Source organism: uncultured Campylobacter sp., assembly GCF_938018145.1.
Classification (GTDB): Bacteria; Campylobacterota; Campylobacteria; order Campylobacterales; family Campylobacteraceae; genus Campylobacter_A.
The window spans coordinates 1-2,444 of sequence record NZ_CALIII010000212.1 but is presented as its reverse complement, the minus strand read 5'-3'; the positions used below and the strand labels follow the sequence as shown (position 1 = coordinate 2,444).

Annotated in this window: 3 protein-coding genes and 1 pseudogene; all 4 read left to right on the top strand. The window is 47.6% G+C overall.

Features of this window, described 5'->3' with window-relative positions; all coding sequences use genetic code 11:
- Positions 1-97, top strand: a pseudogene (locus Q0338_RS11055) (branched-chain amino acid ABC transporter); the annotation flags it as partial.
- Between the two features lie 11 nt (positions 98-108).
- Complete coding sequence (locus tag Q0338_RS04775) at positions 109-1,095, top strand: type II asparaginase (protein WP_298085759.1); 987 nt, start codon at positions 109-111, stop codon at positions 1,093-1,095.
- 398 nt (positions 1,096-1,493) lie between these two features.
- Complete coding sequence (locus Q0338_RS04770) at positions 1,494-1,853, top strand: DsrE family protein (protein ID WP_298085758.1); 360 nt, start codon at positions 1,494-1,496, stop codon at positions 1,851-1,853.
- A 52-nt stretch (positions 1,854-1,905) separates the two neighbouring features.
- Positions 1,906-2,403, top strand: a complete 498-nt coding sequence (locus Q0338_RS04765; RefSeq protein WP_298085757.1) for a YfbM family protein — start codon at positions 1,906-1,908, stop codon at positions 2,401-2,403.
- Positions 2,404-2,444 lie beyond the last annotated feature (41 nt).

The window sequence follows — 2,444 nt, the reverse complement described above, 5'->3', positions numbered from 1 at the left end:
TAGCGCGGTTTTGATTCATCTAAAATTTAAAAATACCCTGCTTAGTATCGCGGCTTCAACGGGTATTTATATGGCGCTAATCAGGCTTACGGCTTAAACGGAGGTTTTATGAAAAGAGTTACTATACTAGCAGTGGGCGGCACGGTAGCAGGAAGCGGCCCCGGATCGCTTGATGCGAGCTATACCTCAGGAACCGTTACGGTCGATAAACTGATCGCTGCGGTGCCTGAAATCAACAAGATAGCGACCATCAAAGGCGAGCAGATCTCAAACATCGGCTCTCAAGAGATGAACAACGAAGTTTGGTTTAAGCTCGCAAACAGAGTAAACGAACTGCTAACTAGCGGCAAGGCCGACGGCGTCGTCATCACGCACGGAACCGACACGATGGAGGAGACTGCGTATTTTCTAAATTTGGTCGTCAAAAGCGATAAACCTATCGTTATGGTGGGCGCTATGAGAAACAGCGGCTCGCTAAGCGCGGACGGCCCCCTAAATATCTTTAACGCCGTAAACGTCGCGATGAATAAAGAAGCCGCAGGCAAGGGCGTAATGGTCGTGATGAACGACGAGATCCACGCGGCTAGAGAGGTGACTAAAACCAACACTACCGCTGTCGATACATTTAAATCTCCAAACAGCGGCAAGATCGGCACCGTGTTTTACGGCAACGTCAAATTTTACATGAATCCTACGCGCAAACATACCGTAAATTCGGCATTTGACATCACAAAGATCAAAGAGCTTCCAAGAGTCGATATTATCTATAGCCACTCAAACGACAACCCGGACTTCGTAAACGTAGCCGTGAAAAACGGAGCCAAAGGTATCATAAATGCCGGCATGGGTAACGGAAATCCATTCCCAAGCGCGCTTGAGGCTCTAGGCGAAGCGGTTAAAGCCGGCGTAGTAGTCGTGCGCGACTCACGCGTAGGTAGCGGCGAGACCACGCTAAACGGCGAGGTAGACGACGGCAAATACGGCTTTTTAGCTAGCGACAACCTAAACGCGCAAAAAGCCAGAGTGCTTTTGATGCTTGCGCTTACGCAAACAACTGATAAAGCAAAGATCCAGGAGCTTTTCCTAACTCACTAAAATTTGAGTTTGAGCAGATATCTCGTGAGCGCTTTTAAATGAGCTTTAATTTTTCTCAACCTGTAGCCTACACGGCTAGTCTCAATCGAAAAATTATGCACAACATTTAAAATCATTTCACGATATATCCGCCTTATTTTATATCGAGGCAAGGTTGTTCAAAACGGGCAACTTGCCATCTTATTCGCAAAGCAAAATCCATCTTACCTAGTTTCGTGATACTTCCGCTTTGTTTTCTATCGCGGCGTATTTGCTAAATTTGCGATCCGCCGTTTCTTTTGTAATTTTTTACTTCGATGAATTTATTTCAAATTTGAACTCAAATTTAAGATATTTTACACACAACTTAGCTAAAATTTGCGCTGTTTGCACCACAAAACCAGCAAAAGGAGCACAAAATGAAAAAATTTCTACTCATCCTCACAAATCAGCCCTATAACGGCACGGACAACGCGTATAACGCATTGCGGCTAGCGGGAGCGCTCAAAAATAGAGGCGAATACGTCAGGATATTTCTGATGAACGACGCGGTCGATCTCGCGCGAAATAGCACGCAAAAGCCCGAAAACTACGACTTTGACCTCGTGGCAAAGCTAAAAGAGCTACACGCAAACGGCGTAGCGCTAAAAGTCTGTGGCAGCTGCGAGGCTAGATGCGGTCTGCACGCGGGCGAGCCGTACTTTGATAGCGAGATAAAAGGCAGCATGGATATCCTCGCCGGCTGGGTAGCGGAGTGCGATCAGGTGATGACTTTTTAGGCTGCCGTTAGCGGCAAATTTGCGTTAAATTTGAGATTTTTTAGGAGCGAAAATGGGAATGAGCGCGCACTACTACGCCTATGCGCAAGACGTTATCGAGGCGATCAAAAACGGCGGCGGCGACGATGTCGAGGCGCTGGACGAATACGACCTGGATAAAATGTGGGACGCGATGCATAAAACGCTAACTGGCAAAAATATGTTTGAGGCGATGAGCGCGGGCGAGATTTTTGCTACGCCAAATCCGCTTAGCTGGGCGATATTTGGGCGCGACATGGCGGGCGAGGAGGGAAGCGAAGCTGTATCTTACGCGGACGCAGATGACGTAAAAGCCGTAGCCAAAGCGATGCAGAGCACCGATATGGGCGCGCTTTTAGCAAACGTAAATTTTACGGGCTTCGGCGAGGCGGGCACATACCCCGAGATATGGGAGTACGAGAGCGAATTTGAGGATATCAAAGCCGAGCTAAAAGAGCATTTTAACGGGCTTTTGAGTTTTTATCAAAATGCCGCCGACAATGGACTTGGCGTACTAATTGTAATAGCGTAAATTTGCGGCAAAACCCGCTAAACGGTCGGCTAGCTTTGGAG